At 54.3% G+C, this 26470-nt stretch carries 24 protein-coding genes, 1 tRNA gene and 3 pseudogenes; 10 read left to right on the top strand and 18 right to left on the bottom strand.

Going from position 1 to position 26470, the window contains the following annotated elements; all coding sequences use genetic code 11:
• Genes SPH27_RS13625 through prmB form a run of 5 tightly spaced genes read right to left on the bottom strand, consistent with a single transcriptional unit; the run spans position 1 to position 4260 of the window.
• Positions 1-546, bottom strand: a complete 546-nt coding sequence (locus SPH27_RS13625; RefSeq protein WP_033146101.1) for an elongation factor P hydroxylase — start codon at positions 544-546, stop codon at positions 1-3.
• On the bottom strand, positions 546-1355 hold the full coding sequence (locus SPH27_RS13620; RefSeq protein WP_038417370.1) for a sulfite exporter TauE/SafE family protein: 810 nt from the start codon (positions 1353-1355) through the stop codon (positions 546-548). Before SPH27_RS13620 ends, SPH27_RS13625 begins: the two co-directional genes overlap by 1 nt.
• Positions 1355-2179, bottom strand: a complete 825-nt coding sequence (gene mepA, locus SPH27_RS13615) for a penicillin-insensitive murein endopeptidase (RefSeq protein ID WP_024908935.1) — start codon at positions 2177-2179, stop codon at positions 1355-1357. Before mepA ends, SPH27_RS13620 begins: the two co-directional genes overlap by 1 nt.
• Before the next feature lie 2 nt (positions 2180-2181).
• Positions 2182-3267, bottom strand: a complete 1086-nt coding sequence (gene aroC, locus SPH27_RS13610) for a chorismate synthase (protein ID WP_029742149.1) — start codon at positions 3265-3267, stop codon at positions 2182-2184.
• Between the two features lie 60 nt (positions 3268-3327).
• The gene (gene prmB, locus SPH27_RS13605; RefSeq protein ID WP_039023972.1) at positions 3328-4260 is read right to left on the bottom strand and encodes a 50S ribosomal protein L3 N(5)-glutamine methyltransferase; all 933 of its coding nucleotides are present in this window, start codon (positions 4258-4260) and stop codon (positions 3328-3330) included.
• Between the two features lie 145 nt (positions 4261-4405).
• Between prmB and smrB the strand changes: the two genes are divergently transcribed.
• A complete protein-coding gene (smrB, locus tag SPH27_RS13600; protein WP_033146105.1) occupies positions 4406-4957 on the top strand; it encodes an endonuclease SmrB in 552 nt (183 codons plus the stop codon).
• Positions 4958-5003: 46 nt separating this feature from the next.
• Here smrB and sixA read toward each other — a convergent pair whose 3' ends face one another.
• The 4 genes from sixA to SPH27_RS13580 form a co-directional block, all read right to left on the bottom strand.
• Entirely contained in the window at positions 5004-5489 is a 486-nt protein-coding gene (sixA, locus tag SPH27_RS13595; RefSeq protein WP_032659231.1) for a phosphohistidine phosphatase SixA, read from the bottom strand.
• Positions 5490-5698: 209 nt separating this feature from the next.
• The gene (gene fadJ, locus SPH27_RS13590) at positions 5699-7846 is read right to left on the bottom strand and encodes a fatty acid oxidation complex subunit alpha FadJ (RefSeq protein ID WP_182071336.1); all 2148 of its coding nucleotides are present in this window, start codon (positions 7844-7846) and stop codon (positions 5699-5701) included.
• Positions 7846-9156, bottom strand: coding sequence for an acetyl-CoA C-acyltransferase FadI (gene fadI, locus SPH27_RS13585; RefSeq protein ID WP_087823068.1), 1311 nt, complete (start codon positions 9154-9156; stop codon positions 7846-7848). The genes fadJ and fadI overlap by 1 nt, the downstream gene beginning before the upstream one ends.
• 238 nt (positions 9157-9394) lie before the next feature.
• Positions 9395-9679 (bottom strand): YfcZ/YiiS family protein, encoded by a 285-nt coding sequence (locus SPH27_RS13580; protein WP_024907659.1) that lies wholly within the window; start codon positions 9677-9679, stop codon positions 9395-9397.
• 372 nt (positions 9680-10051) lie between these two features.
• Here SPH27_RS13580 and fadL point away from each other — a divergent pair, with 372 nt between their 5' ends.
• The gene (fadL, locus tag SPH27_RS13575) at positions 10052-11335 is read left to right on the top strand and encodes a long-chain fatty acid transporter FadL (RefSeq protein ID WP_033146109.1); all 1284 of its coding nucleotides are present in this window, start codon (positions 10052-10054) and stop codon (positions 11333-11335) included.
• Positions 11336-11379: 44 nt separating this feature from the next.
• On the opposite strand, the gene mlaA is transcribed toward fadL, so the two are convergent.
• Positions 11380-12132, bottom strand: coding sequence for a phospholipid-binding lipoprotein MlaA (gene mlaA, locus SPH27_RS13570; protein ID WP_023312585.1), 753 nt, complete (start codon positions 12130-12132; stop codon positions 11380-11382).
• Between the two features lie 315 nt (positions 12133-12447).
• Here mlaA and SPH27_RS13565 point away from each other — a divergent pair, with 315 nt between their 5' ends.
• From SPH27_RS13565 to SPH27_RS13555, 3 genes and pseudogenes are all read left to right on the top strand, one after another.
• Positions 12448-13377 carry a formate/nitrite transporter family protein gene (locus tag SPH27_RS13565; protein ID WP_029740160.1) on the top strand — a complete coding sequence of 310 codons (930 nt, stop codon included), beginning with the start codon at positions 12448-12450 and terminating at the stop codon, positions 13375-13377.
• A gap of 75 nt (positions 13378-13452) precedes the next feature.
• Positions 13453-13527, top strand: a tRNA-Arg gene (locus SPH27_RS13560).
• A 92-nt stretch (positions 13528-13619) separates the two neighbouring features.
• Positions 13620-13913: pseudogene (locus SPH27_RS13555) on the top strand (transposase); the annotation flags it as partial.
• A gap of 231 nt (positions 13914-14144) precedes the next feature.
• Here SPH27_RS13555 and SPH27_RS13550 read toward each other — a convergent pair.
• The 4 genes and pseudogenes from SPH27_RS13550 to SPH27_RS13535 form a co-directional block, all read right to left on the bottom strand.
• Positions 14145-14630: pseudogene (locus SPH27_RS13550) on the bottom strand (VasL domain-containing protein); the annotation flags it as partial.
• A pseudogene (locus SPH27_RS13545) lies at positions 14620-15570 on the bottom strand (AAA family ATPase); the annotation flags it as partial. The pseudogenes SPH27_RS13550 and SPH27_RS13545, both read right to left, overlap by 11 nt.
• Positions 15501-15986 carry a type VI secretion system contractile sheath small subunit gene (gene tssB / locus SPH27_RS13540; protein ID WP_259346747.1) on the bottom strand — a complete coding sequence of 162 codons (486 nt, stop codon included), beginning with the start codon at positions 15984-15986 and terminating at the stop codon, positions 15501-15503. The gene tssB and the pseudogene SPH27_RS13545, both read right to left, overlap by 70 nt.
• Before the next feature lie 632 nt (positions 15987-16618).
• Positions 16619-16759 (bottom strand): hypothetical protein, encoded by a 141-nt coding sequence (locus tag SPH27_RS13535; protein ID WP_162531704.1) that lies wholly within the window; start codon positions 16757-16759, stop codon positions 16619-16621.
• A 12-nt stretch (positions 16760-16771) separates the two neighbouring features.
• Between SPH27_RS13535 and lpxP the strand changes: the two genes are divergently transcribed.
• Together lpxP and ypdK are read left to right on the top strand one after the other, a co-directional pair.
• Positions 16772-17692 (top strand): kdo(2)-lipid IV(A) palmitoleoyltransferase, encoded by a 921-nt coding sequence (gene lpxP / locus SPH27_RS13530; protein ID WP_024907634.1) that lies wholly within the window; start codon positions 16772-16774, stop codon positions 17690-17692.
• 357 nt (positions 17693-18049) lie between these two features.
• Positions 18050-18121 carry a membrane protein YpdK gene (ypdK, locus tag SPH27_RS13525; protein WP_099458937.1) on the top strand — a complete coding sequence of 24 codons (72 nt, stop codon included), beginning with the start codon at positions 18050-18052 and terminating at the stop codon, positions 18119-18121.
• Positions 18122-18173: 52 nt separating this feature from the next.
• Here ypdK and alaC read toward each other — a convergent pair whose 3' ends face one another.
• Both alaC and SPH27_RS13515 read right to left on the bottom strand, forming a co-directional pair.
• Positions 18174-19412: an alanine transaminase gene (gene alaC / locus SPH27_RS13520; protein WP_182071338.1), complete on the bottom strand. Its 1239-nt coding sequence runs from the start codon at positions 19410-19412 to the stop codon at positions 18174-18176.
• A gap of 18 nt (positions 19413-19430) precedes the next feature.
• Positions 19431-19679, bottom strand: a complete 249-nt coding sequence (locus SPH27_RS13515; RefSeq protein ID WP_139153144.1) for a hypothetical protein — start codon at positions 19677-19679, stop codon at positions 19431-19433.
• 119 nt (positions 19680-19798) lie between these two features.
• On the opposite strand from SPH27_RS13515, the gene SPH27_RS13510 reads away from it, so the two are divergent.
• Both SPH27_RS13510 and SPH27_RS13505 read left to right on the top strand, forming a co-directional pair.
• Positions 19799-21505 carry a sensor histidine kinase gene (locus SPH27_RS13510; RefSeq protein ID WP_047060684.1) on the top strand — a complete coding sequence of 569 codons (1707 nt, stop codon included), beginning with the start codon at positions 19799-19801 and terminating at the stop codon, positions 21503-21505.
• Positions 21506-21508: 3 nt separating this feature from the next.
• The gene (locus SPH27_RS13505; RefSeq protein WP_045889204.1) at positions 21509-22240 is read left to right on the top strand and encodes a LytR/AlgR family response regulator transcription factor; all 732 of its coding nucleotides are present in this window, start codon (positions 21509-21511) and stop codon (positions 22238-22240) included.
• Positions 22241-22275: 35 nt separating this feature from the next.
• Here the strand turns inward: SPH27_RS13505 and glk are convergent, their stop codons facing one another.
• Positions 22276-23241: a glucokinase gene (glk, locus tag SPH27_RS13500; protein ID WP_023308713.1), complete on the bottom strand. Its 966-nt coding sequence runs from the start codon at positions 23239-23241 to the stop codon at positions 22276-22278.
• A gap of 205 nt (positions 23242-23446) precedes the next feature.
• On the opposite strand from glk, the gene SPH27_RS13495 reads away from it, so the two are divergent.
• Positions 23447-24682 carry an ion channel protein gene (locus SPH27_RS13495; RefSeq protein WP_047060687.1) on the top strand — a complete coding sequence of 412 codons (1236 nt, stop codon included), beginning with the start codon at positions 23447-23449 and terminating at the stop codon, positions 24680-24682.
• Here SPH27_RS13495 and ipdC read toward each other — a convergent pair whose 3' ends face one another.
• Entirely contained in the window at positions 24683-26341 is a 1659-nt protein-coding gene (gene ipdC / locus SPH27_RS13490; RefSeq protein WP_182071339.1) for an indolepyruvate decarboxylase, read from the bottom strand.
• Positions 26342-26470: the final 129 nt, after the last annotated feature.

Here is a 26470-nt window from a genome sequence, read left to right as displayed (position 1 = left end):
TTAAAGATCTTCCGGCCAAGGGAAGCATTCCGCCGTGATAACCGGCGTGTGGTAATAATTCTGTAAGGCCTCGATCAGGCGTGCCGGACGTTCCGGGATGCCTTTCTCAAGATATTCCATCACCTGCGCGTGAACGCGGCGCTGGAAGACGATACGGTCTGGCTCGAAGTCGCCTTCGAGGTTGTCACAGCTGACGTTGAACGGGAAACCCGCCGCGACGCAGAATAGCCATTCCAGCGCCTGCGGCTTCACTTCCACATCTTCAAACTGGCCCTGAGTGGCGGCATCACGTCCGTCCGGGCAGTACCAGTAACCGAAGTCCACCAGCTCGCGCCGTGCTTTACCCGCAATGCACCAGTGCGAAATCTCGTGCAAGCCGCTGGCATAAAAGCCGTGGGCAAAGACGATGCGGTTATACGGAACCTCCGCATCAGCAGGAAGATAGATCGGTTCGTCGTCGCCTTTAATCAGACGGGTATTAAAATCGTCGGCAAAACAGCCGTCGAAAATCTCAATCAGCTGTTCGTATTTATGCGTACTGTTCATTAGTGCATCCCCAACCAGGTGAGGATCTCCTGTCCATGGCTGTCATAAAGAAGTTTGGCGCTCATTACGGCCGAGACGATGACGATCATCGGGCGAATAAGTTTTTGCCCTTTGCTTAATACCAGACGCGAGCCCGCGCGCGCGCCCAGGAACTGCCCTGCCATCATCACAAATCCGGTTGCCCAGATAACCTTACCGCCGATGATAAACAGCAGCAGGCCGCCGACGTTTGAGGTCGCGTTGAGCACTTTGGCATGGGCGGTGGATTTGGCGAGGTTAAACCCGGCCAGCGTCACGAACGCCAGCGCATAAAATGAACCCGCCCCCGGCCCGAAGAAACCGTCGTAAAAACCCACGCTGCCCCCGGCAATCAGGGCAAACGGCAGGCCGTACAGGCGACGCTGGCGATCTTCTTCACCGAGCTTTGGCATTAGCAGGAAGTAAAGCCCGATGCAGATGACCAGAATCGGCAGGATCTGGCGCAAAATATCGGACTGCACGTGCTGAACCAGCAGCGCGCCCGACGTGGAGCCGATAAAGGTCATCAGGATATTGAGCTTCTGATCGGCAAGGCTCACCACCTTGCGGCGGATAAAATAGAGCGACGCCGAGAGCGAACCGCCGCATGCCTGAAGCTTATTGGTGGCAAGCGCCTGCGCCGGGCTCATGCCCGCCGCCAGCAGCGCGGGCACGGTTAACAACCCGCCGCCGCCCGCGAGCGCGTCGATAAAACCGGCCAGCATGGCCACAAAGAACAACACCACCAGCAGCAGCGGCGACACCATAAACAGATCGACGAAATTATCCATTAAAGTACATGCTCATCCAGTAGCGCCTGGCAGGAAGGCGGCAACGGAGGCGGTGTCTTCTTCTCAGGCTTAGAGGTTCCAGGTTTTGCCGGCTCAAACCAGCTTTGCAGTTCCGCACCGCAGCCATCGCCTGGCGGTGGTAGCGGCTGATCTTCACATTCCAGGCTATTCGCCGGGCAGCGCAGACGAACGTGCATGTGCGCACGATGCTGGAACCACGGGCGCACTTTGCGCAGCCAGTCGCGATCGGTTCCTGCATCCAGGCAGAGCTGCTGCTTGATGGCCGGGTTGACGAAAATACGCGTGACGTCGTTATCTTCCGCGGCCAGCTTGATCATGCTGGATACGTCCCGCGTCCACAGGGACGGCACCACGCGCTTACCGTCGCTCGCCACCAGATCCAGCGCCTGCGGTTTCAGCAGTTGGGCGGAGGTCCAGCGCGTTTTCGGCAGCTGCAGGAAGATATCGACATCCAGTCCGGTCTGGTGGCTGGCGTGTCCGCCGTTAAAGCGACCGCCGGCAGGCATCCCCATATCGCCAATCAGCATCGTGCCCAGCCCAAGGTTATGCACCTGGTTTCCCAGACGCTGGATGAACAGCACCAGATCCGGGTGGCCGAAATAACGTCGCTGATCGGTGCGCATCACCTGATAGGTATCAGACTGGAGAGGAAGCTCCTGGGCACCGACGATACAGCCGTTGGAAAAGGCGCCAATGGACTGCGCGCTCCCCGCCACCGGGTGGGTGATTTTTTGCCATGGCGTCGCGGCCAGACTGGCTCCACTGGCAAGCAGCGCCAGCAGAGCAATTGCGGTTTTTTTCATGTTTACCAGCGTGGAATGGTGGTCGTCACATCCGCATTCTGCGCGCGCTGGCGCAGGAAGTGATCCATCAGCACGATCGCCAGCATCGCTTCTGCGATCGGCACCGCGCGGATCCCCACGCACGGATCGTGACGTCCTTTGGTGATCATCTCAACTTCTTCGCCATCGCGGTTAATCGTGTGGCCCGGCACGGTGATGCTGGAAGTTGGCTTCAGCGCGATGTTGGCAACAATCTGTTGCCCGCTGCTGATACCGCCCAGGATGCCGCCCGCATGGTTGCTCTGGAAGCCCGCTTTCGTAATCTCATCGCGGTTTTGGCTGCCGCGAAGCTGAACCACGTCAAAGCCGTCGCCAATCTCTACGCCCTTCACCGCGTTGATGCTCATCAGCGCGTGGGCAATGTCGGCGTCGAGACGGTCGAATACCGGCTCGCCCCAGCCAGCCGGGACGCCGTCGGCCACCACGGTCACTTTCGCGCCAATGGAGTCGCCCTCTTTTTTCAGGCCACGCATCAGTTCGTCCAGCGCCTCAAGCTTGTCGGCATCGGCGCAGAAGAACGGGTTTTGTTCAACCTGATCCCAGTCTTTGATCGCCAGCGGAATGTCGCCCATCTGGGTCAGACAGCCGCGGATAACGATGCCAAATTTCTGCTGCAGGTATTTCTTAGCAATCGCCCCTGCCGCCACGCGCATCGCGGTTTCACGCGCGGAAGAACGTCCGCCGCCGCGATAGTCGCGGAAGCCGTACTTTTGTTCGTAGGTGTAGTCGGCGTGGCCCGGACGGAAGACGTCTTTGATGGCGCCGTAGTCCTGGGAGCGCTGATCGGTGTTTTCAATCAGCAGGCCAATGCTGGTCCCGGTAGTGCGCCCTTCAAAGACGCCGGAGAGAATTTTGACCTGGTCCGGCTCGCGACGCTGCGTGGTGTAGCGAGAGGTGCCCGGGCGACGACGGTCGAGGTCGTGCTGTAAATCGGCTTCGGTCAGTTCGATGCCTGGCGGTACGCCATCAACGATACAGCCCAGCGCCAGCCCGTGCGACTCGCCAAAGGTGGTCACGCGGAATAACTGTCCAATACTGTTTCCTGCCATCACGGCTCCGATGTTGTAGTTTGTGTTTGAGCGTTGTGAAACGGGCCGAAGCCCGCTGGATTAATCTTTATAGATGCTGAAGTGTTCGCGCGCGTCGAGCAGCTGCGCTTTAGTCAGCATAAAGACGCCGTCACCGCCGTTGTCGAACTCAAGCCAGGTGAACGGCACATCCGGGTACTGCTCTATCAGATGTACCATGCTGTTGCCCACTTCACAAATCAGAACGCCGTCGTCGGTCAGGTAATCCGGCGCGCAGGCCAGAATGCGGCGTGTCAGCTTCAGGCCATCAGAGCCTGACGCCAGACCCAGCTCCGGCTCGTGACGGTATTCGTTCGGCAGATCGGACATGTCTTCCGCATCAACGTACGGCGGGTTGGTGACGATAAGATCGTACTGCAGCGTCGGCAGATCGCGGAACAGGTCGGAGCGAATTGGCGTAACGTGATGGATGAGCCCATGCTCTTCAATGTTGTGCTCGGTCACGGCCAGCGCGTCGGTAGAGATATCGACGGCGTCCACTTCCGCTTCCGGGAAGGCGTACGCGCAGGCGATGGCGATGCAGCCGCTGCCGGTACACATATCCAGAATGTGCTGCGGCTGATGGCCAATCAGACCGTCAAAGTGGTTGTTGATCAGCTCGCCAATCGGCGAGCGCGGCACCAGCACGCGTTCATCGACATAGAACTCGTGGCCGCAGAACCAGGCTTTGTTGGTCAGATAGGCGACCGGAATGCGCTCGTTCACGCGGCGGATCACGCGCTCAACGATGCGGTGTTTTTCGCTGGAAGTCAGGCGCGCGGTGCGCATGTCTTCCGGAATATCCAGCGGCAGGTAGAGAGACGGCAGCACCAGCTGCACGGCTTCATCCCACGGGTTATCGGTACCGTGACCGTACCAGATATTAGCGGCGCTGAAGCGGCTAACCGACCAGCGCAACATGTCCTGTATGGTATGCAGCTCGTTTACTGCTTCATCGACAAATATTTTATCCACTCTTTCCTCCAGGGCATGCTCGCATAATTTTCGGCGGCTAGTTTGCCATGAAGACGGCGATAAATCAGCAATGACGCGTCGCGCTTGAGGTTAAAAAATGCGTTTAGTCGGGTACACTGTCGGAAATACGAGATGAGAATGACGAATGAAAAAGAAAACATCGCTCAGCGAGGAGGATCAGGCGCTCTTCCGTCAGCTGATGACCGGGACGCGTAAAATCACGCAGGACACCATCGTCCATCGCCCGCTGCGTAAAAAAATCAGCGAAGTACCGGTCAAGCGTCTTCTGCAGGAGCAGGCCGATAACAGCCACTATTTTTCAGATGAATTTCAGCCGCTGCTCAACACGCAAGGGGCTGTGAAGTACGTACGCGAAGACGTCAGCCATTTTGAGCTGAAAAAATTACGCCGCGGGGATTATTCACCGGAGCTGTTTCTCGATCTGCACGGTTTAACGCAGATGCAGGCGAAACAGGAGCTGGGGGCGTTGATCGCAGCCTGTCGTCGCGAGCATGTTTTTTGCGCCTGCGTGATGCACGGCCACGGTAAACATATCCTCAAGCAACAAACGCCGCTGTGGCTGGCTCAGCACCCACACGTAATGGCTTTTCATCAGGCACCGAAAGAGTACGGCGGAGATGCCGCGTTACTGGTGTTGATTGAAGTGGAAGAGTGGCAGCCGCCAGAGTTGCCCTGACAGAATGGCGGGAAGCACATTGCACCCCGCCATATCGCACGTCACGTCAGATCGCTTTTGCCATCTTCAGGTTGCACGGACTCATTTGCCAGTTGAAGACACCTTTGCCCGTTTCGTCGAGAGAAACATTGGCAATGGCGGATGTCGTGAACATCGGCGGGGTCTCGCCCGGGCACAGCTCAGATACCAGATAGCCAACCAGTGGCAGGTGGGAAATGACCAGCGCGGAGGCGACACCTTCATTGCACAGCGCCTGAAGATAAGCGCTGACAAGGCCTACATCGCCACACGGGGTGAGTTCAGGCAGAACATCCACACTGGTCGGCAGGTTCATACACTCCCCTACCACATCCAGCGTCTGTTCTGCACGCAGGAACGGACTCACCAGAACGCGTTCGATGTCCACTTTTTGACCGTTAAGCCAGGTCGCCATCAGACGAGATTCGTCGCAGCCACAGACGGTCAAAGGACGTACTGAGTCACTGGCGGCATCGAGTGCCGCGTCGCCGTGACGCATGATAAAAACTTGCATATTGCACCGCTTTTGTTAACCAGAATCACCGGCGTTAACTACCCGCGATAAATGCTAAGAGGTAGAAAACCCGATGGCCGGGCATTGTGCCTGATCCATTCGGTGAATGAAACGCTGTTTTTTACCTCAATGGCGTAAGTATAGTCAATCTCTGTTTACAAAATCGCCAGAACAGGTCCATTCACTTCAGGATTTACCCTTCTTTGACCTCAGCTTACGAGGACAGTTTCCCTTGCAGGCCAAAATGTCTGGCCGCGTTCCGCCATCTGCAATAATTCGTCACACGGTGTAAACCGTGGACCATATTGCGAAGCCAGACGTTGCAGGATAGCAACCACTTCACCCGCGCCGAGCGTATCCATGTAACGGAACGGGCCGCCAAGGAACGGCGGGAAACCAATGCCAAATACCGCGCCGATGTCACCATCGCGTGCACTCTTAATCACCTGCTCATCAAAGCAGCGCGCCGCTTCATTGAGCATCATCATCACGCAGCGCTCAGCGCACTGAACGGCGGACAGTTTTCCCTGACCTGTGGTCGAAATGAGTCCATATACCGAAGGGTCGACCTGTTTCCTGCTTTTACGCCCTTTCGCGTCGTAAAGATAGAAACCGCGTTCATTTTTTCTGCCTTTGCGATCGTCCTTCAAAATCGCAGAAACAATGGTTGCAGGTGGGCTAAAACGATCGCCATATGCAGCTTCCAGCACTGGTATAATTTTAGTGCCGGTGTCTATTCCCACCTCATCCAAAAGTTGGATTGGGCCAACGGGGAAACCAAACTTTACCAGCGCCTCGTCGACGTGCTCAATCTTCTCCCCTTCCGTCAGCAACCGCATTGCTTCATTAATGTAGGGAGCCAGAATGCGGTTGACGTAGAAGCCAGCTTTGTCCGCTACCACAATCGGGGTTTTGCCCTGTTTTTTCGCCAGCTTCACCACGGTGGCAACAGTTTGCGGGCTGGTAGTCGCGTGCGGAATAACTTCCACCAGCGGCATTTTTTCAACCGGGCTAAAGAAGTGCAGACCAATCACCTGCTCCGGACGCGCGGCTTTCGCCGCGATATCGCCAATCGGCAATGACGACGTATTGGAGGCAAAAATGGTATGCGGGGCGCAATGTTGCTCAACGTCTGCCACCATCTGCTGCTTAAGCGCCAGATCTTCAAACACGGCTTCAATCACCAGATCGCGGTGCGCAAAACCGCTGTAATCCGTCGTACCGGATATCATCGCCAGGGTTTTATCGCGCTCGCTTGCCTTGATATGGCGGCGCTTGACCTTTTGATCAAGGTTCTGCCAGCTGTACTGCAGCGCGTGGTTGATCCCCTTAGGATTAATGTCTTTGATTCGTACAGGCAATTTGCCTTTGCTGGCGGTAACAAAAGAGATTCCGCCACCCATGAGCCCCCCACCCAGTACGCCAATCGCACGCAGCGGCGCAGGCTGCGCCTCGCTGCCCGGATCTTTTTTCACGTCCGTGCTGGCGAAGAAGATGCTGCGCAGCGCCTGCGACTGCGGCGTCATCGCCAGTTCGCCAAAGGCTTTGGCCTCCGCGGCATAGCCGCTGCTGCTTCCCTGCGACAGCCCGGTCTCGATCACTTCGAGGATCCGCTTTGCCGCCGGGTAATTGCCTTTGGTTTTTTGTTCGGTCTTTTTGCCCACCATGTTGAACAGGAGCGTTCTTCCCAGCGGGCCGGCCAGCACGCGCTCACGTACCGGCAGAGGACGTTTTGCCTGACGCCCTTTCAGCGCAAGCTCAACGGCGGCCTCCAGCAAAATGGACTGCGGCACGACGTCATCGACCAGACCGGCTTTCAGCGCCTGACGGGCGCGCAGCTGTTTACCGGTTAAAATCATCTCCAGCGCCGTGCTGACGCCGACCAGGCGCGGCAGCCGTTGCGTTCCGCCGGAGCCAGGCAGCAGGCCCAGCTGCACTTCCGGCAGACCCAGAATCGTTTTCGCATCGTCGGTGCAAATCCGGCTGTGACAGGCCAGCGCCAGCTCAAGCCCGCCGCCCAGACAGGCACCGTGGATCGCGGCAATAACCGGGATCGGCAGACCGTTGATCTCCGCCATCACCTGCTGGCCCTGACGCGCCAGCTCTTCGGCTTCCAGAGCGCTTTGCGCCCGGGCGATCATGTTGATATCCGCGCCGGCGATAAAGTTATCCGGCTTGGCAGAGATAAACACCAGACCACGAATGGCTTTGTTGTCGCGGATCTGCTTTAGCATCGCGCGCACCTGAACACCAAATTCGGCCTTCAGGGTATTCATCTTTTCATCAGGCACATCGATCGTGATAACGGCCACGTTATCGAGGCGAACCGTCAGATTAAATGCAGATGGCATATCCATTATTCAGCCTCCAGAACCATTGCTGCGCCAAGGCCACCCGCCGCACAGGCGGTAACGAGGCCAAACCCGCCGCCACGGCGACGGAGTTCATGTAAAGTTTGCGTGATCATCCTCGCCCCTGTGGCGGCAAATGGATGACCGTAGGCGATAGAGCCGCCCAGCACGTTGAATTTACTCTGATCCACTTCGCCCGTGGCATGGGCGCGGCCCAGCACATCGCGCGCGAAACGCTCGCTTGCCAGCAGCTGTACGTTTGCCAGGGTTTGCGCGGCAAACGCTTCGTGCATATCGATCAGGGTTAAATCAGCCAGCGTCAGCCCCGCGCGCTCCAGCGCCAGCGGCGTGGACCACGCCGGACCTAACAGCATGTCCTGCCAGACATCAATTGCGGTGAAGGCATAGCTGCGTAGATAGCCGAGGGGAGTGATGCCCAGCTCCTTCGCGCGGGATTCGGTCATCAGGATCACGGCGGCGGCACCATCCGTCAGCGGCGTACTGTTCGCCGCCGTCACCGTGCCGTGTTTGCGGTCAAACGCCGGGCGCAGTTTGGCGTAATCCGCCAGCGTTGAGGTGCCGCGAATATTGTTATCTTCCGCAAGCGGTTCACGGTAGGGGGGAATATAGGCGGTCATGACCTCGTCGGCCAGCTTGCCTTCCGACCAGGCTTTTGCCGCAAGCTGATGTGAACGATGCGCCAGGGCATCCTGCTGTTCACGCGTAATGCCGTACGTTTTTGCCATCTGCTCGGCGGTATCGCCCATGCGCAGGCCAGTGGAGTATTCCGCGACGGCAGGTGGTACAGGCATAAGGTCGCGCAGGCGTAAACGCGAGAAGAGTTTGAGTTTCTGCCCCGTCGTGCGGGCTTTATTGGCATCCACCAGGATGCGAGCCAGCTTTTTACTGACCCCAATTGGCAGCACCGAAGAGGAGTCCGCTCCACCCGCAATCCCGGCGCGAATAGTGCCCGCCATCAGGCTTTCAGCGACGTTAGCCACAGCCTGGAAGCTGGTTGCGCAGGCGCGGCTGACGCTGTAGGCATCGGTATGCACGTTCATCCCGGTACCGAGGACGATTTCACGCGCAATATTGGGGGCTTCAGGCATCTGCACGACCTGACCGAATACCAGCTGTTCGATGACCTCAGGCGGAATTTCGCTGCGAGCCAGCATCTCCCCCACTACCATTTTCCCCAGGTCGACGGCCGGTATGCCATGAAACGCCGTTGCCTGACGCGCAAATGGCGTGCGCAATCCACTGACTATGGCAATGCGATCGCCCTGACGGGTAATAAGCGGTAATGCCTGACTCATAACACTCCCCTGTAAAAAATTTTCGCAAACATAAAGTGGTCTGACCTGATAATAGTCTTAACCATTTTTTTACATTCAGCCAATCGGGGAAACGAAAAAGTGCGAGCTAAAACACAGAGAAGAAAAAGAAAATGCCCCCAAGGAAAAAGCAAAACGGTAACCCATAGGTTACCGTTTTTAGTGTTTGCACCCTCTCCCGTGGGAGAGGGCTGGGGGGAAGGGCATCAGGCCGCAGAGATTAACGCAGGCCCAGCTGGAAAATCAGCGTTTCTGCTTCGCAGGCGAAGACAAAGTCGATGTCCAGCTTCACGCCGCCTTCCACTTCGGTAAAGGTAGACTTGATTTCACACGGATCGGATTCAACGTCACGCGCACGCTTGCTCAGCGCAGTCAGGGTCTCTTCCGCTTCGGCACGGTTGGTGAATACACGGCTGTAAGAGGCGGTGCAATCGGTGTTGTCCATGATGGTCCCAACATCCATACAGCAGCAAACCGGGGTTTCATCAGCACTGCATTTACTCATAGCTCAATTTCCTCTGTATTCGCGCAGCGCGCGAGATAGACACGATGCTGATATTTTACGCCCCGGAGCGGGCGCTCTCCAGCCGTTAATGGCGCAAAATCGGATAAGTGACCAATATCACACTAAAAAATGATCTAAAACAAAAACCACCCTTTTGGGTGAGTCGTGATGGTCACAATTTTGCCAACCAGATCTCGTTTCACGAAACATGTTTGAAAATATTAATAAACAAACTTGCAACATTCCGGCTGGTCAGACCTATACTCTGGCCACTGGTCTGATTTGTCTGTCATACCTCAGACCCTACACTTCGCGCTCCTGTTACGGTATGTAACAATTATTGAATAAAAATAACTCAATGAGGTTATGGTCATGAGCCAGAAAACCCTGTTCAACAAGACTGCGCTGGCAGTCGCAGTGGCACTCGTCTCCACTTCCGCCTGGTCAGCGGGCTTTCAGTTAAACGAATTTTCTTCCTCTGGCCTTGGCCGTGCGTATTCCGGGGAAGGCGCTATCGCTGATGATGCGGGTAACGCGAGTCGTAACCCCGCGTTGATCATGATGTTCGATCGTCCGACTTTCTCTGCAGGTGCGGTTTATATCGATCCTGATGTCAACGTTTCTGGTAAGTCGCCTTACACGGGTGCGAGCCTTAAAGCGGACAATATTGCCCCAACAGCATGGATCCCAAACCTGCACTTCGTTGCGCCTATCAACGAACAGTTTGGCTGGGGTGCATCGGTAACGTCTAACTACGGTCTGGCTACCGAGTTCAATAACAACTACCCGGCTGGTGAATACGGCGGTAAAACAGACCTTACTACGCTGAACCTCAACCTGAGCGGTGCGTATCGCCTGAACGATAACTGGAGTTTTGGCCTGGGCTTTGATGCCGTCTACGCCGACGCCAAGATTGAACGTTATTCCGGGGAACAGACTGCTCGCCTGCCTAAAAACAGCAATAAAATTGCCAGTCTTGAAGGTGATGAGTGGGGCTATGGCTGGAACGCCGGTATCCTGTACGAGCTGGACAAAAACAACCGTTGGGGCCTGACCTATCGTTCCGAAGTGAAAATTGACTTCGACGGCGATTACAAGAGCGGCATCCTGAAGCCTGTGAACAATCTGGTTCCAGGTGCGGGCACTACCATTCCTTGGGGAACGTCCAACCAGACCGTTCCGGGTTCACTGTCGCTGCATTTGCCAGAAATGTGGGAAGTCTCCGGTTACAACCGCGTTGCACCACAATGGGCTATTCACTATAGCCTGGCCTATACCAGCTGGAGCCAGTTCCAGGAGCTGAAAGCGACCGGAACCAATGGTCAAACGCTGTTCTATAAGGACGAAAGCTTCCACGATGCCTATCGTATAGCGTTGGGTACCACCTACTACTACGATAAAAACTGGACTTTCCGCTCCGGTATCGCATTTGACGACAGCCCGGTTCCGGCAGACAAACGTTCCATTTCCATTCCGGATCAGGACCGCTTCTGGTTAAGTGCTGGTGCGACCTATGCGTTGAACGAGAATGCATCCATCGATGCGGGCGTATCTTATATGCACGGTCAGAAAGTAACGTTCAAGGAAGGTCCGTACGAGTTTACCTCTGAAGGTAAAGCCTGGCTGTTCGGTACGAACTTCAACTACGCGTTCTAATCGCGCTGGAATCAAAAAAGGTGAGCATTGCTCACCTTTTTTATTTACTCCGAATCGATATCTTTTAGTTCGTTTTCGATCGCCTTCGCGTTTGGATTCTCTTCCGGCTTCAGCTTGCCGCCGTTGGCAATAAAGTCATGATTCTGGAAGTACGCTTCACGCACCATAATGTACGGGTCAGAAGACTGGCGCAGCAGACCATCAGAGTCGAGCAGTTGCGCGCGTGTTTCAATCCCTTCCACCGTCCATTTACCCACCGACAGCGGCCAGGTCAGCCACGAAAGGACCGGATACAGCGTATCCACCATATCGCCGCCATCATCACGGAGGGTGAAGCTACCGTAGAACGGTAAATGCACGTACGGACCATACCCGACGCCATAGTGTCCCATCGTGCTGCCGAAACGGTGCGGCTGTTCACGCTGCAGTTTCTGGTTAGCCATACCTGCAACATCAATAAAGCCACCCATACCCAGAATGGAGTTCAGGAAGAAGCGGGTAAAGTGGACCATCCCCTGATACGGGTCGCCCTGCAGGAAGTAGTTCACCATTACCGCAGGCTCTTCGAGGTTGCTGGTAAAGTTACTTAACCCGTTACGCGCAGGTTGTGGAACATAATCGCGCCATGCTACTGCCACCGGACGAACCACATACGGGTCCAGTACGTTGTAGTTGAAGCTATACATTGAGCGGTTAAATCCTTCGAGAGGATCGGAGCGTCCCGTTTGCTCACCGGAGCTGGCGCAGCCCACAAGCATCGTCGCGCCAAGCGCAAGCGCCGACAGCCGAAGTTTCATAAATATCTCCCTGTTCAGTATGGCTATCGTTGATTGCCATCCGTAACGGAGCCGTTGACGCTCCGTCTGTAAACGTGCAAGCGATTGTAACAGCACGTTTACCGATGTCTATGAGCACAATTACGGGCAGTAACCACCGTGACTCTGATCTCAGCATAGCCTGGCTTTTGGAATTCGTTTCGCTGGCAATTTTATAATGACTTTGAAAGAGATGTATCACCTTTGTTGTCATTGCCGCCAATTTAAGAGCATCCCCACAGGCATCCCGATAAAAGCCGCTACGCTTAACAGAAAGATCAACCTCCGGGAGCAGATATGAAAGATGTAGGCGAAGAAAAAATTGGCGAGAGCACTGAGGAGCTTGAAATTGAAAGCGAGGAGAAAGCGCGCGGCGAGAAGATAGAAATTGATGAAGATCGCCTCCCCTCCCGCGCAATGGCCATCCACGAGCATATACGCCAGGATGGTGAAAAAGAGATGGAGCGCGACGCGATGGCCCTCTTCTGGTCAGCCATCGCTGCCGGGCTATCAATGGGCGCATCTCTGCTTGCAAAAGGGATATTTCATGTGCAGCTGGAAGGCGTACCCGGTGGATTTTTACTGGAAAACCTCGGCTATACCTTCGGCTTTATTATTGTCATCATGGCCCGCCAGCAGCTGTTTACCGAAAACACGGTGACCGCCGTTCTGCCGGTGATGCAAAACCCCACACTTGGTAATTTCGGTTTATTGATGCGGCTCTGGAGCGTGGTTCTGCTGGGTAATATCATCGGCACGGGCATCGCGGCATGGGCGTTTGAATATATGCCGATCTTTGATGAACCCACCCGGGATGCGTTTGTGAAAATCGGCATGGACGTAATGAAAAACACGCCGGTCGAGATGTTCTCAAACGCCATCATCTCAGGCTGGATTATCGCCACGATGGTCTGGATGTTTCCTTCAGCGGGAAGCGCCAAAATTGTGGTGATCATATTGATGACCTGGCTGATTGCGCTGGCGGACACCACGCATATTGTGGTCGGTACCGTTGAAATCCTCTATCTGGTCTTTAACGGTACGCTTCACTGGAGCGATTTCTTCTGGCCGTTTGCCCTTCCGACGCTGGCGGGAAACATTTGCGGCGGAACGTTTATCTTCGCGCTGTTAAGCCATGCCCAAATTCGTAACGACATGTCGAACAAACGCAAAGCTGAGCTCAAGGCACGGGAAAATGATGATAAATCGACAAAAAAATCGACCTGAATGGTGACTCTTTGAGCAGTCAGGCGGCGATGCGCTTAACGCAAAGTGTAAATAAGGCTATACTCGTGCCGCCTCGTCCCCTTAGTTAAATGGATATAACGAGCCCCTCCTAAGGGCTAGTTGCAGGTTCGATTCCTGCAGGGGACACCATATTTATCTCTCTTAAAGTCTGCCGAAATTGAATCGCCACGGGTTTAACAGATACCTCAAAGTCATTTAATATGGCTTAAAGAGAGGTGCTCATGGGCGGTCAGCGTTATCCTGAAGAGTTCAAAATTGATGCAGTCAAACAGGTTGTAGATCGTAGTCATTCTGTTTACAGCGTTTTAACACGTCTCGATATCGCCACCCATAGCCTTTACGCCTGGAGAAAGAAGTACGGTCCGGATTCTTCCACTAATAAAGAGAAGATAGATGCTCAGGCCAAGATCCGCCGTCTCCAGAAAGACCTGAAGTGGGCTACCGACGAACGGGACATATTAAAAAAGCCGCTTCGTACTTCGCAAAGCTGTCCGACTGAGATACGCCTTTATCCGTGATAACCCCCATTGCTGTTCTGTCCGTCTGCAACGGTGCACTTTTCTTTTTTCGACATCTGAGCTTGTCAGTTTTTAGCCTCAATGCACCAGGAGTCCGTCCTAATCGCAAAGCAATCTCCGCGACAAATGTCGAGGAATATTTTTTCCCTGAAAGGTTAAATCCCCGACTCTCCACAGGGCACGGTTATTATGGTAACAGACTGAATCACACATACTCTTAGCACCATTTTACTCTGATGCATTCTGTTTTATTTCAGCATATCGGGCAGTCAGTTGTTTCAGATGCATCTCCAGTTGAGATCTCGCAGCGGCAGGTAAAGGTACTCCAGCAGGATTTTCTGACAATACACGCAGTTGTTCTTCAGCCGGTATGGACTGGTTAAAAGACTGTCGGATGGAAAATACAACGGATTTCAGTTCGCTGACCGTTATGTATTTTCCCTTTTGCTCATCAAGCCCATTAAGGCGATCACTCAGTTTTTGTAACGTTGTCATCCCCTGATACCAGCCATTCAGGCGTTCTGCCGGCAATGCTGCAGCATTGAGTTGTTGCTGCCAGTGTAATGCCATGGGTTCAGCTTGCTCTGACCACAGTACCCTGGCCTGCTCAATCAACTGACGACTGTAAGCAATATTCCAGTCAGGAGGTAATTTATCCAGCCGGGCTAGCTGCTGCTGTGTCTGGCTGATAAGGTCCTTCGGTAGCCGCATCTGCCCCGCCCGCCTGATTACCGGCACCGATAATGGTGTGCGCTTCATCAATAAACAGCAGCACCGGCACCGGGGAGTGCTGGACGGCGTCGATGATATTTTTCAGACGCTGTTCGAACTCCCCCTTTACACCGGCACCCGCCTGAAGCAAACCCAGATCCAGTGTTCTGACGATGACGGGCTTAAGACTTTCGGGCACATTCCCCTCAGCAATACGTAGCGCCAGGCCTTCAACCAGGGCCGTTTTGCCAACGCCGGGTTCACCCACGAGGATCGGGTTGTTCTTCCTGCGTCTGGAGAGAATATCCACCATCTGACGGATTTCGTTATCGCGTCCAAAGACCGGGTCAATTTTTCCTTCCCGGGCACGGGCAGTCACATCAACTGTAAAACGATTGAGAACGGACTCTTCCTGTGAAACGGCAGGCTGCGCACTTCCGCCTTCAGCCTGATTTTGTGCTTCATGCTGTAACGGTGCAGCCCGGCCAATAATGCTGACATTGCCAGACTGCTCACTGAGCGCAACGTCATGCCGCTCATCCGACTGGGCTTCCAGCAGGGGACGTAACCTTTCCAGCTGGCTGGTGGTCAGCGTCATTAAAGGCCAGAGGCCATCACAGCGTGTCAACCCTGACGTTTCAACCATGGCCGTAAGCAAATGTATGCTGCGTATCTGCTCATCTCCCGCGAGCGTGGCGGCAAGCCAGGCCTGTTTCAGAAGGGTCTGGAGGGAAGCAGAAAGCTCCGGGCGTGTGCGAACTGAACGAGGCTGTGCATCCATCCAGCTCAGAAGTGACTGCCAGACGGCATCCATATCCCATTCATAGCGTCGGGCAAGAACGGTCAGGTCACCTTCCCCCTGCTCCAGCAGTTTCAGGAGCCAGTGCTCAGGCGTGATTTCTGCATGTGCACGGGTCTGACATAAAGAAGCCGCGCCCTCCAGTGCTCTGGCGCAATAAGGGTTAAGTCGTCGTAACAGGACTGCTGAATGATGTTCCATGTCGTTCCCTCTTGTTCAGGCACGCTACCGCCCCTGGCCGTCACCTGCTCTGGCGTGAAATCTTTCATGCTCTGGAAAGTCAGCTGAACATTTTCCTCACCACCATCATCAGAGAGCGTATTTTTAACGGTTAGATTAAGTTTTGGGGAGTATTCAGAAAGAACACTGTCGAAATTATTTTTCGTGATGTTAACTTTCTCACGCTCAGATATTTGAGCAGACTCTTGTCCATTACTGAAATCACCCGCAACCAGTAATTTAAGCGGTAATTCCATTTTCTTGCTTGCCCCGCCAGTATGCAGGTCAAGCTTCAGGTTAATACGTGCCTTAGGCACCTCATTCTGAAAACTGTCAGCCATCTCATCATCCCTCTTTGTTTTTGCTACGCCAACTTCACGGTATCGTTCTTGATGCGCAATATTAGAATAATGATCGATGCAAAATCAAATACACAGATCATTTATCCGCAATGAGAAATTTCTTAAGAATTTTCCACTAAGATATTATTACGGATTATCCATTCAGCTCAGGGAAAGACACTGCTTTTTTCACGCAAAGCGAATATTTGTACCGTAAGAAGGATCGCAGCCAGAGAGATGCTAATAAAACCATCTTGTTTTGATTTGCATCACAACATGATATTAAAAAAAGACGAAGGAACGCCAACAGGTTATTGCAAGCAGATAAATGACAGAGGTTAATGAATTAAGAAGAGTGATGAATTGATTGATGACATGAATAATAAATAAGAATTTTCACAAAGAAAATTCTTATTTATTATTCGAAGGAAAATAAAATCTAGATGCGGGTCCGAAAATAAACACTGCTGCTCTTTTGTCGGCCCAGTCCTCCTTGCGCAAAGACTTCAGTTCTCCTCTCAGGCATGAGAACTGCTCTCCCTTCTGGAGTTTATACAGTGTAAAATCAAACACCTCCCGGATCGCCGCTTTTTTAATCAAAAACGAGTAATAGCACATATCGTATAACGGTGCTACATTACGCCGCCCGCCCAAATCAGCAGTGGCCAGGCAACGCCGCCGTAAAGTTCGGTAAAGCCTGCAACCATCACCTTGAAGAACGGTCTTATCGGCACGTCGTATCGCAAACTCTGCGCTACCTTTACAGGCTTCACATAGGTTCTACTATTTTGTCTCAATCCAAATTTCAACGTGCGTTTTTACACCCGCGTTACTGGTTTACATGGTTTGGCCTTGGCGTACTCTGGTTGCTGGTTCAACTTCCGTACCCTGTCCTGCGCTTGCTGGGGTCAAAACTGGGCAGCGCTTCCCGCGTTTTCCTGAAACGTCGCGAATCCATCGCGCGTAAAAATATTGAGCTTTGTTTTCCGCAGTACAATGCAGAGGAGCGTGAGAAACTCATCGCTGAAAACTTCAAGTCTATCGGCATGGCGCTGCTTGAAACCGGCATGGCATGGTTTTGGCCAGATGAACGTGTCCGCAAATGGTTTGACGTGGAAGGCCTGGATAACCTTAAACGCGCGCAGATGCAAAAACGCGGCGTGATGGTCGTCGGCGTTCACTTTATGTCGCTGGAGCTGGGCGGCCGCGTGATGGGGCTTTGCCAGCCAATGATGGCAACCTACAGACCGCACAACAGTGCGCTTATGGAATGGGTGCAGACGCGAGGCCGTATGCGTTCCAATAAGGCGATGATCAGCCGTAATAACCTGCGCGGTATGGTCGGTGCTCTCAAGAAAGGAGAAGCCGTCTGGTTTGCACCCGATCAGGATTATGGACGTAAAGGCAGCAGCTTTGCGCCTTTCTTTGCGGTGAAAGACGTTGCTACGACTAACGGCACCTTTGTCATTTCGCGTCTGTCTGGTGCCTCTATGCTGACCGTGACGATGGTGAGAAAAGCAGATAAGTCAGGCTACCGCCTGCACATCTCCCCTGAAATGGCTAACTATCCGGAAAACGAGTGCGAAGCGGCAGCGTTTATCAATAAAGTCATCGAAACTGAAATCATGCGCGCGCCAGAGCAGTATCTGTGGATGCATCGTCGTTTCAAAACCCGCCCTCTTGGCGAAGCCTCGCTCTATATTTAGCCCTTCATGAAGGTTAGTTTCGCTAAGAAACTAACCTTTTCAATCACCTGTCTTCCCGCTGAGTAACTATCTTTTAATGCGTCGCCCAAAGTGAATTTATTGCGAAGTGAAATCAAACTGTCGCCGTTCCACGACACTCGTAAGTGACGGAAATTATTTAAAAAAATCCCTCTTGTCACCCCTCATTTTTAAGCGTACATTAGCGCCGTCTGGCAACAGGAAAGCACAGAATTCTGAGCTGGAGTTAACGGCATAACGGGAAAATTCTCATTTCCGTTTTGACCGGATTTCAGTTCTCTATAATCAGGTGGACTCTGTTTTTAAATGCGTACCACAAGATACGCGGAGCGATGAAACGTGAAATATTTCTTTATGGGCATTTCGGTGATTGTTTTAGTCTGGGCCGGAACCTTTGCCCTGATGATCTAGTGAAGAACATGCAGTCAAAAAAACAGGAGCCAACGGCTCCTGTTTTTTTATGTCATGACGACGCGGGATGTTCAGCGACGCTCTTTGAGGTCAGAAGACCGTCGGCCCGGAACATACTCTTGATGCCCCTAACCGCCTGACGAATACGGTCGCTGTTTTCAATCAGGGCAAATCGCACATGGGTGTCGCCATAATCACCGAATCCAATGCCAGGCGAGACACACACCTTTGCATCCTGAAGCAGCTTTTTAGCAAACTCCAGCGATCCCATCGCCGCATAGGGCTCCGGAATTTTTGCCCAGACGTACATAGACGCCTTCGGCATTTCCACCATCCAGCCCGCTTCATGCAACCCTTTTACCAGCACGTCGCGGCGGCGCTTATACTGGGCGGCAATCTCGTGGACGCACTGCTGGTCGCCTTCCAGGGCAGCGATAGCCGCGACCTGCAGCGGCGTGAAGGTACCGTAGTCGTGGTAACTCTTAATGCGCGCCAGGGCACTCACCAGCGTTTTGTTACCCACCATAAAGCCAATACGCCAGCCCGCCATGTTGTAGCTTTTCGACAGGGTGAAGAACTCTACCGCCACATCACGCGCGCCCGGGATCTGCATAATCGACGGGGCTTTCCAGCCGTCATAGACGATATCTGCATAGGCTAAATCGTGAACCACCAGCACGTCATAACGCTTGGCCAGCGCGACAACTTTCTCGAAGAAATCAAGCTCCACGCACTGCGCCGTTGGGTTCGACGGGAAACCGAGGATCATCATCTTAGGTTTCGGATAGCTTTCACGAATCGCACGTTCCAGTTCGTTAAAGAAATCGACACCTTCCACCAGGGGCACAGAACGGACCTGCGCACCGGCAATCACCGCGCCGTAGATATGGATCGGGTAGCTTGGATTAGGCACCAGCACCGTATCGCCATGATCCAGCGTGGCCAGCATCAGGTGTGCCAGCCCCTCTTTCGAGCCGATGGTGACAATCGCTTCACTTTCCGGATCGATATCAACCTGATAGCGATCCTGATACCAGCGCGAGATCGCGCGACGTAACCTGGGAATACCGCGAGAGGTCGAGTAGCCGTGCGTATCCGGGCGCTGGGCAACCGTGCAGAGCTTTTCAACGATATGCGGTGGCGTTGGGCCGTCAGGGTTACCCATGCTGAAATCGATAATATCTTCGCCGCGCCGACGCGCAGCCATTTTCAGTTCAGCAGTGATATTGAAAACATAAGGGGGGAGACGATCGATACGCGTAAAACGGCGTTCAGGACTGAATTCAGCCATAGATTCCTCAGATTAACGTTAGCGCCCGGACCGTCCGAGCGACGCTGCCACCGATGTGGCATGTTTAGAAAATAACCTGAAAAAAATCATGCTGTCGAGAGGGAAATGAAAAAAAAGCGCTCGACTAAAAACCGGAACCCGGCTGCGCCTAAAAGCGGAAGCCCCTGTTTCGGGATCGGCTGTCTGATAGCTGTTATTTAACAGGATGATATCAAACCAGTAACCTGACGATGCGCCGTTCGGAAAAAAACAGGACGCATCGGTCATCGCCAGATAATCCCCTTTGTAAATTATGGTTTTTCCTCATTTGATAAACCTGACGGATAGCTGGTCAATACGCGCCAGGTTTTTTATCATGGTTCTTTCCCGTTTTCCCAGGTCTACTCGTGCACGAAATATTCACTATGCTGCTGGCGGTTTTTGACCGTGCGGCATTAATGCTGATTTGCCTGTTCTTCCTCATTCGCATTCGCCTGTTTCGCGAGCTGTTGCACAAATCAGCCCACTCGCCAAAGGAGCTGCTGGCCGTTACCGCCATCTTTTCGCTGTTCGCCCTGTTCAGCACCTGGTCCGGCGTGCCGGTAGAGGGTTCGCTGGTTAACGTGCGCATTATCGCCGTCATGTCCGGCGGAATTTTGTTTGGTCCGTGGGTGGGCGTCATCACCGGCCTGATTGCCGGGACGCACCGCTACCTGATTGATATCGGTGGCGTAACGGCGGTGCCGTGCTTTATCACCAGCATTATCGCCGGGGTGCTTTCCGGCTGGATCAGCTGCAAAATCCCGAAAAAACAGCGCTGGCGCGCCGGGATCGTCGCAGGCATGGTGTGCGAAACGCTGACCATGATCCTGGTCGTCGTCTGGGCCCCCACCACCGCGCTGGGGCTGGATATCGTCTCGAAAATCGGTATTCCGATGATCCTGGGCAGCGTGTGCATCGGCTTTATCGTGCTGCTGGTGCAAAGCGTTGAAGGGGAAAAAGAGGCCAGCGCCGCCCGTCAGGCCAAGCTAGCGCTGGATATCGCCAACAAAACGCTGCCGCTTTTCCGCCACGTGAACGCGGAATCGTTGCGTCAGGTCTGCGAGATCATTCGCCACGACATCCACGCTGACGCCGTCGCCATCACCAATATTGATCACGTGCTGGCCTACGTTGGCGTCGGGGAGCACAACTATCGCGACAACGATGACACCATAAGCCCGACCACCAGACAGGCGATTAACTACGGTAAAATCATTATTAAAAACAATGATGAAGCCCACCGAACGCCGGAAATCCACTCGATGCTGGTGATCCCGCTGTGGGAGAAAGGCGTCGTGACGGGCACGCTGAAAATTTATTACTGCCACGCGCATCAGATCACCTCGACGCTGCAGGAGATGGCCATCGGCCTGTCGCAGATAATCTCCACCCAGCTTGAGGTTTCGCGGGCGGAACAGCTGCGCGAGATGGCAAATAAGGCGGAACTGCGCGCGCTGCAGAGTAAAATCAATCCCCATTTCCTGTTTAACGCGCTGAACGCTATCTCCTCGTCCATTCGCCTTAATCCGGACACCGCGCGCCAGCTGATTTTTAACCTGTCGCGCTATCTGCGCTACAACATCGAGCTGAAAGATGACGAGCAGATCGACATCAAAAAAGAGCTGTATCAGATCAAGGACTACATCGCGATTGAGCAGGCCCGCTTTGGCGACAAGCTCACGGTCATTTACGATATTGATGAAGAGGTCAACTGCGTGATCCCGAGCCTGCTTATCCAGCCGCTGGTCGAAAACGCAATTGTTCACGGTATTCAGCCCTGTAAAGGCAAAGGCGTCGTCACCATCAGCGTAACCGAAAGCGGCAACCGGGTGCGGATTGCCGTGCGCGATACCGGCCACGGGATTGATCCAAAAGTCATTGAGCGCGTGGAGTCTAACGAGATGCCGGGGAATAAAATCGGTCTGCTGAACGTGCACCACCGGGTCAAGCTGCTTTACGGCGACGGGCTGCATATTCAACGTCTTGAGCCGGGCACCGAAATTGCTTTTTACGTCCCGAATGAGCGCTCGCGCGCGCATACGACGACATCACTGTTGCCCCAGGTGGAGTAACCCATGAAAGTTATCATCGTAGAAGATGAATTCCTGGCTCAGCAGGAGCTCACCTGGCTTATCAAAACCCACAGCCAGATGGAGATTGTAGGCACGTTTGATGATGGTCTGGACGTACTGAAATTTTTGCAGCATAACCGGGTCGATGCGATTTTCCTGGATATCAATATCCCGTCGCTGGATGGCGTATTGCTGGCGCAAAACATCAATCAGTTTGCCCATAAGCCGTTTATTGTGTTCGTTACCGCCTGGAAAGAGCACGCCGTAGAGGCCTTCGAGCTGGAGGCCTTTGACTATATTCTTAAGCCTTATCAGGAGTCGCGGATTGTCAGCATGCTGCAAAAGCTGGAGGCCGCATGGCAGCAGCAGACCGCTCCCGCTAGCGCCACCCCAATGGTACGCGAAAACGACACCATTAATCTGGTCAAAGACGAGCGCATCATCGTGACGCCGGTCAACGATATCTATTACGCCGAAGCGCACGAAAAGATGACATTTGTCTATACGCGGCGGGAATCGTACGTGATGGCGATGAACATTACCGAATTCTGCAGCAAGCTGCCGACAGCACACTTTTTCCGCTGCCACCGGTCGTTTTGCGTGAATTTAAATAAGATCCGCGAGATCGAACCGTGGTTTAACAACACCTACATTTTGCGTCTGAAGGATCTGGATTTTCAAGTGCCGGTAAGCCGCAGCAAGGTGAAAGAGTTTCGTCAGCTGATGCACCTGTAAAGAAAAGGCCCTCTCCTGCGGGAGAGGGCTCTGCATCAGAGGATTTGACCGAGAACCTGACGCAGATGGGCCCCGGAACCCAGCAGTCCTGGATTGTCATGCACGATCAGATAAACCGGAATGTCCTGCACGTAGCTTCTGAAACGCCCTTTATCTTCAAACCCGCCGCGGAAGCCCGAGGCTTTAAAGAAGTCGAGGAAGCGCGGTACGATCCCGCCCGCAATATAGACCCCACCGAAGGTGCCCAGCGTCAGCGCCAGGTTGCCGCCGAAACGTCCCATGATCACGCAAAACAAGGACAGGGCACGACGGCAGTCAATGCAGCTGTCCGCCAGCGCGCGTTCGGTGACGTCTTTCGGCTGCAGGTTTTCCGGCAGACGGCCGTCTGATTTCACAATCGCCCGATACAGATTCACTAGCCCCGGACCTGAAAGGACGCGCTCGGCGGAGACATGGCCGATCTCAGCGCGTAACTCTTCGAGGATAATCCCCTCTTCTTCGCTGTTTGGCGCAAAGTCTACGTGGCCGCCTTCACCCGGCAGGCTCACCCAGCGCTGAGCAACATGCACCAGATGCGACACGCCGAGGCCGGTACCGGCCCCATACACCGCAATCGGCTTGCCTTCGACCGGTTCAGCGCCGCCAAACTGGATCAGATGCTCTGGCTTCAGCATTGGGATCGCCATGGACACCGCGGTGAAGTCATTGATGATTTCAAGATGTGAAAAACCGAGGTTTTTTTTCATCTCGGCGATAGAGAATGCCCAGGTATGGTTGGTCATTGCGACCCAGTCGCCGGTTATCGGGCAGGCTATCGCGATGCAGCCGTCTTCAACGCTCACCTGATGCTCTTCCAGATAGACGCGGACAACGGCTTCAAGGCTTGGATAATCCAGCCCGGAATAGGTTTTCGCCCGGGAAATCTCACCGCTACTAACATCGCACAATGCGAGGCGCGCGTTCGTGCCGCCCACATCACCTACCAAAGCATACTTTGTCATTCTTCTACTGCTCCGCTAAAGTCAGAATAAATCTTTGGGACACTGTAAATTCAAGGCGTGATAACAACAACGGCCATAAGGTGAATGCCCATGGATTATCGATCTTCGTCACAGAATAACTTTACCGTTTCAGCACCTTTTGCACTATTGCCATAAAGCTTAATGTGCAAAGTAACGTAATGCCGTTTTGTACAAGGAAATCATCATGCTCCACCCGCGAGCCAGAACCATGCTGTTGCTGGCAATTCCGGCGCTAATTATTGGCGTGGCCTCAAGTCTGGTGCTCATTGTCGTGATGAAAGTCGCGTCGGTGCTGCAAGCCATGTTATGGACAGCGCTTCCGACAAAACTGGGCGTCAATGCTGATTCTCCTGCCTGGATCGTTGTGATGCTGACGTTAACCGGTATTGCGGTAGGCCTGGTGATCCGTTTCAGTCCCGGCCATGCCGGCCCCGATCCGGCGCAGGAACCGCTGATTGGCGCCCCGGTTCCCCCTTCGGCACTGCCCGGACTGCTCATTGCGTTGATTATCGGTCTGGCCGGCGGCGTCAGCCTGGGGCCGGAGCATCCGATTATGGCAGTGAATATTGGCCTGGCGGTTTTCCTCGGTTCACGCATTTTGCCCCGCGTCGGCGCGCTGGACTGGACCATCCTCGCCTCCGCAGGCACCATAGGGGCGCTTTTCGGCACGCCCGTCGCTGCCGCACTGATCTTTTCTCAGACGCTCAGCAGCAATAACGACGTCCCGCTGTGGGATAAGCTGTTTGCCCCGCTGATGGCCGCAGCCGCTGGCGCGCTGACGACCAGCCTGTTTTTCCATCCCCACTTCTCACTCTCCCTCCCCCACTATGGGCAAATGCAGATAGCCGATATTTTCAGCGGCGCCATCGTCGTTGCGATCGCCATCGCGCTGGGAATGGTGGCGGTATGGTGTCTTCCTCGCCTGCACCGGCTGATGCATAAACTCAAACACCCGGTGTTAGTTCTGGGGGCTGGAGGTTTGATCCTCGGTATTTTAGGGGCAATCGGCGGGACGGTGACGTTGTTCAAAGGTCTGGACGAGATGCAGCAGCTGGCCTTCAGCCAGGTGTTTAGCGTCTCCGACTATTTGCTGTTTGCCGTGATTAAGCTGGCCGCGCTGGTGGTGGCTGCAGCCTGCGGTTTTCGCGGTGGACGCATCTTCCCGGTGGTCTTTGTCGGCGTAGCGCTGGGGCTGATGTTGCACGAACACGTCGATGCGGTGCCTGCGGCCATTACCGTCTCCTGCTCTATTCTGGGGCTGGTTCTGGTGGTCACGCGTGACGCCTGGCTCAGCCTGTTTATGGCGGCGGTGGTGGTACCCGATTCGACGCTTTTCCCCCTGCTCTGTATCGTGATGTTGCCCGCCTGGCTCCTGCTGGCGGGCAAACCGATGATGATGGCCTGGCGAAACGACAAGTAATCAGGCGCTATTGCGCGCTTCCAGCGCTTTAGTAATCGCCCCCAGCAGCGGCGGGATATCGGCCTTCGGCAGCATCACCTCAATCAGCGAGAGCCGCTCGTGGTGCGCCACTTTCTCAAGGATATCCGCCAGCTGCTCCGCTTCGCTGACCCGCCAGCACTGGGCCTGAGGATCAAGGCTCAGGGCCTGCGGGATTTGCGTCCAGTTCCATAGCGCAATGTCGTTATATCGCTGTTCCGGCCCGTGGATCGCTCTTTCCACCGTGTACCCTTCGTTGTTAAGGACCAGAATAATCGGGTGTTGTTTATCCCGCAGCATCGAGCCAAGCTCCTGGATGGTGAGCTGCGCTGCGCCATCCCCAGTCAGCACAATCACGCGCCGGTTTGGGCAGGCGGTTTGCGCGCCAAACGCTGCGGCCAGGGTGTAGCCGATCGATCCCCACAGAGGCTGGACGATAAAATTCACATCAGCCGGCAGACGAAGGTCGATCGCGCCGAAGGCCGAGGTGCCCTGATCCGCAAGGATGATGTCTCCAGGGCTGATAAACGTCTGCAACGTTTTCCAGAAATTCTCCTGCGTCAGCGAGCCATCCGGCTGCGGATATTCAATCGTGCTTTGAGACGACGGTGCCGGCGCATCGTGCACGTGCTGTTTACACAGCTCTACCAGCGTTTCGATTGCCTGAAGCATGGGGATGCCGGTAAACCAGACGTCACCGACGCGTGACGCATGAGGCTGAACTTCAATTGTTTGTGACGGGGTTAGCTGATGCGTGAAGCCGGCGGTCAGGGTATCGGTAAATCGCGTCCCGATGCACAGCACCGTGTCTGCCCCTTCAATCGCCTCTTTTACCGCACCGGCGCTCGCCGAACCGCTGTAGGTGCCGTAAAAACCGGCGTGACGCTCGTCAAATATGCCTTTACCCATCAGCATGGTGGCGTGTGCCATCGGCACGTCCTTGACCCATTTCTGTAGGGCATGCTTCAGGCCATGGCGCAGGACAAGGAAATCGGCCAGCAGCGCAGTACGCTTGCTCATGGCCAGCCTGTTCTCAGCGGCATCCCGGAGCGCCTTCAGGCAGGCGCTATCGGCATGCGCGTGTTTGAGAGTGAGAGCGTTTACAGGAGGCGTGGCGGCTTTTTTTGCCACATCCGCAGGCAGCATCAGATAGCCGGGGCGACGCTCCCGGAGCATGGTAGTCAATACCCGGTCAATCTCATAACAGGCGTTTTGTTCGGTCAGGATCGCCTGTGCAACGGTGATCGGTTCGCTCATATGGTAAAAATGACGAAACTCACCGTCGCCCAGCGTATGGTGCAGCAGCTCCCCTCTTTGCTGTGACGCCGTACCCGGCGCGCCCACAATATGCAGTACCGGAACGTGCTCAGCGTAGCTGCCCGCAATGCCGTTCATCGCACTTAACTCTCCTACGCCAAATGTCGTCAGCAGCGCGGCAAAGCCCTTACATCGGGCGTATCCGTCCGCGGCATAGGAGGCGTTTAACTCGTTGGCACAGCCCACCCAACAGATATCCGGGCTGTCTATCACATGGTCGAGAAACTGCAGGTTATAGTCGCCCGGCACGCCAAACAGATGATCGGCTCCACAATCCGTAAGACGGTCCAGCAGGTAATCGGCGACGCAGTATGGGGTACGCATGAACAGGTATCCTTCTAATGTTGACCTCACCTTGAGTATTAAATAAGCGTGATGACTGTCCAGAATTGGCGATAAGAAGAGCATGGAAAGAATGCTTTACAAAAAAGGCTGCGCTATGCTGCTTTTTTT

The organism is Enterobacter sp. A103, assembly GCF_034427535.1.
In the GTDB taxonomy this organism is placed as follows: Bacteria; Pseudomonadota; Gammaproteobacteria; order Enterobacterales; family Enterobacteriaceae; genus Enterobacter; species Enterobacter asburiae_B.
This window is presented reverse-complemented; position numbering and strand designations above follow the sequence as displayed.